Here is a 3,534-nt window from a genome sequence, read left to right on the forward strand (position 1 = left end):
CCACGGCCTTCCGCCCGGCCCGGACGCCGCCGGCACCGCGGCCTGCGCCGACGACGTCGGCATCCAGGGAAGGGGACGGCAGACCATGAAGACGATCACCCGTATCGCCATGGCGTCCGTGCTGGCGCTCATCGCGGTCCTCGGCCTCGCGGCCTGCGAGGACGACTCCAGCCGGAGCAAGGAGAACGACGCGAAGCAGAACAACTACGACGCCCTGGTGACGAACCAGCCGGCGGGGAAGATGACGTACTCGCCGACCCGCGAGGCCATCAACGAGTGGGTGAAGACCTGGGGCAAGCGCGGGAAGCTGTCGTACGTCTACATCCAGAACGGCAGGGGCGAGTACGGGTACTTCGTCATGAAGGGCCTGCCCGTGCCCCGGTGCAAGAAGCTCACGCCGACCGAGGCGGTGGACTCCTCGTCGAACGGCAAGGTGGTCGTGGCGCAGCCGGGCATGGACGGCACGTACGACTCGGGCTCGGCCTGCAACGCCTACTTCGGCTTCGACGCGACGACCGGTGCGTACCTGGAGTTCACGGTCGGGACGAACCAGTCGTTCTTCCTGTTCGACCAGCCCATGACGATGCCGGAGTACGCCGACGCCACGCAGCTCGGCCCGACATCGGCAAAGGATGTCGCCGACTGACCCCGGGGACGACCCCGGGGACGACCCCGGGGCGTACCGGCCGGGCACGGGACCGGTCCCCGCCCGGCACCCCTACCGTGCCGGCATGCCGCGATCCACCTCCCGCCCCCATCCACATCCACGCGCCGGACACCGGCGCGGCATCCGGACGGCCGGGCTCGTGCTCGCTGCTGCCGCCGCCCTCCTCGGCACCGGATGTTCGAACGGGCCCCTCGTCCCACGGCCCACGGCCACTCCCACTCCGACCCCCACCCCCACGCAATCCGAGCCGGCGGAGCCCAGCAGAGCCGCCCTGTCCGTCACCGCAGGCGAACTGCGCGGCGCCGACCCCTGCAAGCTGATCGGCAAGAGCGCGCTGGCGCAGTTCGGCACGGCCGAGTACGACCGCGGAATCAGCTACGGCCAGTGCGACATCGTGCTCGACGATCCGGACGGCGAGTCCGTCTCGGTCTTCGTCGACCTCCAGGCCGGTGCGAGCGAGGTGGACGCGAGCGACCCGGCACCGGTGCCGGCGCTCCTGGACGGCGTCACGGTCTACGAGAGCGAGGGCGTAAGCGAACTCGGCGGCGGCAGCAACTGCACCCGGGACGTGGTGGTGCAGGAAGACACCGCGGCGGTCGGGATCGCCGTCTACGGCGACCGGTCGGCCTCCCGCGCCTGCCGCATCGCCGACACCGCCGCCAGGGACGTCATCCGCCTCCTCAGGTCCGGCGCCCTTCCCTCCGCGCACCATCCCCCGGCCTCGCTGGCGAACGAGAACGCGTGCGATCTGGTCGAGGAGAGCGAGGCGGCGCGGGTACCGGACATCGACCCGGCGGTGAAGCACGACGAGTTCGCGGGCCAGAGCTGCTCCTGGGGCGGCCGGAGCATCGAGGAACCGCAGTTGTCCGTCCTGTTCCAGCACCTCGACGAGCCCGCCGAGGGACGCCCCCTCACGGTCGCGGGACGCCCGGCAGTACTGGTGTACAGCCCCGCCATGGGCGACGGCCTGCTCGGGCCCAGCCTGCCGGAGTGCTCCGTCGACGTGGAGTACGGAGAGGCCGGCCCGATCGCCGAGGGCAGCACCGAGGTGGTCTCCGTGGGCGTCATCGGTGAGTCGCCGAGGCAGGAGCTGTGCTCCCTCGCCCAGGACCTGGCGCCCAAGGTGCTCGCCCGCCTCCCCGGGGCGTAGGAAGGCGGCTCACAGGTTCTCGCCGCGCCGCCGGGCCTCGTACAGCATGATCGACGCGGCCACGCCGATGTTCAGGGAGTCGACCGTGCCCACCATGGGGATGCGCACCCGCCGGGACGCCTGGGCCAGCAGCTCCGCCGGCAGGCCCTCCCGCTCGCTGCCGAGAAGGAACGCGAGCGGGGGATCGTACGGGGCACTCCAGTGGTCCTCGTCCGCGGCACCCGACGCGGCCAGGACCTCGACACCGTGCGCCGCGGCCCATTCGAAGAACTCCGAGGCGTCGGGGGTGTGCATGACGTCGACGGCGAAGAGCGACCCCATGCTGGCCTTGACCGCCGCGGGCGCGTACGGGTCGACGGTGTCGCCGATGAGGATCACCCCGGCCCCGCCGACGGCGTCCACCGTACGGATGATCGTGCCGAGGTTCCCCGGGTTGGCGATGCGGTGCAGGGCGACGAAGACCGCCCCGGGCCGCACGTCGAGGGAGTCCGGACCGCCGGCGCGGCTGCGCAGGACGGCAGCAATGCCGCTGGGCCCGTCGCGGTCGACGAGCCGCTGGAACAACTCCGCCCCGAACCGCGCCACGGCCACACCCGCCCGCTCCTGCTCCTCGACCATGCGCAGAGCCGGCCGGTGCGTGAGCAGCCCCGGAGCGACGAGAAACGTCTCGACCTCCCAGCCCGCCTCGACGGCAGCCCACACCGGCTGCAGCCCCTCGACGACGAACACCCCCTCGCGCCGCCGGTGCTTGCGGTTCGCGAGCAGCTTCACCCGCTTCGCGAGCGGGTTGGCGGCGCTGCTGATGATGTCGGTCATGACGCTCTTCCACGGTCGCGGGCCCGGGCGAGCGTATCGAAGCAGGTGGGGACGGGCAAAACGAGCGCTTCGCGGCAAGCCGCGACTGAGTAGGTGTACTCAGGACACCGGGATCGGCCCGGCGGATACTTTCTTGTGTCGTGCTCGGGCGACTCAGGATGGAGGCCGCCGATGCTCGCTCATTTTGGTGTGTGGCGTGCTGTTAAAGGTGCGGTTGTCTCGGTGTTTGCGGTGTGGGTGTGCTCGCGCATCCTGGTCGAGGGCTTCGACATCACCAGGGAGCGGGCCAGTGGCTCCTGGGGCCTGGACCCCACCCCGCTGATCGCCCTGGCCGTCAGTGTCGTGGCTATGCCGGTGGTGTTGTGGGCGGGGATGCGGGTGCTGCGGGAGCGGCGTAACGCTCCGCTGGTGTGGTTGATGACGGTGAGTTGGTTGTTCGCTGGCGGGTACTTTTTCGACACCCTGGACGGGGTCGGCGCGCACATCCCCGCGGCTGTATTCGCCGGGTACGCGGCCGGGGGGGGCTTCGTCGCGTGGTGTGCGACGGGGGTCGGGCGGTGAAGCACGGAGTTCGCACTGTGGGGTATTCCCGAACGGAGAGGTTCGCGCGGCGGGTTGCAGTGATGTAAGGGAACGGCGGGCTGCGCCGTGGGAGTGCTTATCTTCCTGAACGCGGGGTGTTGTTGTTCTTGGTTTACGCGGGGCGGCAAGGGGCTGCTCTTCGGATCCAGGAGGATGTATGCGTAGGACTGGTGTTCTGGCTGTTGCGCTTTCGTCGGTGGCGCTGCTCGGTTTCACCGCGCTGACCGCCGCTCCGGCGGCGTCGGCGGCGCCCGTCGGCAGCGGCAAGGGGAAGGCGCCCGCGTTCGCGGTGACCGGAACCACCGGCGCGGTCGAAGAT

4 protein-coding genes are annotated in these 3,534 nt (G+C 70.7%); 3 read left to right on the forward strand and 1 reads right to left on the reverse strand.

Going from position 1 to position 3,534, the window contains the following annotated elements; genetic code table 11:
• Positions 1-85 precede the first annotated feature (85 nt).
• Together H5J30_RS22370 and H5J30_RS22375 are read left to right on the forward strand one after the other, a co-directional pair.
• A complete protein-coding gene (locus H5J30_RS22370; RefSeq protein WP_181789181.1) occupies positions 86-646 on the forward strand; it encodes a hypothetical protein in 561 nt (186 codons plus the stop codon).
• A gap of 85 nt (positions 647-731) precedes the next feature.
• Complete coding sequence (locus tag H5J30_RS22375) at positions 732-1,817, forward strand: DUF3558 domain-containing protein (RefSeq protein ID WP_181789178.1); 1,086 nt, start codon at positions 732-734, stop codon at positions 1,815-1,817.
• Positions 1,818-1,826: 9 nt separating this feature from the next.
• Here H5J30_RS22375 and H5J30_RS22380 read toward each other — a convergent pair whose 3' ends face one another.
• On the reverse strand, positions 1,827-2,633 hold the full coding sequence (locus H5J30_RS22380) for a TrmH family RNA methyltransferase (protein WP_181789179.1): 807 nt from the start codon (positions 2,631-2,633) through the stop codon (positions 1,827-1,829).
• Positions 2,634-2,804: 171 nt separating this feature from the next.
• Here H5J30_RS22380 and H5J30_RS22385 point away from each other — a divergent pair, with 171 nt between their 5' ends.
• Positions 2,805-3,194 carry a hypothetical protein gene (locus H5J30_RS22385; RefSeq protein ID WP_181789180.1) on the forward strand — a complete coding sequence of 130 codons (390 nt, stop codon included), beginning with the start codon at positions 2,805-2,807 and terminating at the stop codon, positions 3,192-3,194.
• Positions 3,195-3,534 lie beyond the last annotated feature (340 nt).

Source organism: Streptomyces phytophilus, assembly GCF_013870535.1.
GTDB classification, from domain to species: Bacteria; Actinomycetota; Actinomycetes; order Streptomycetales; family Streptomycetaceae; genus Streptomyces; species Streptomyces phytophilus.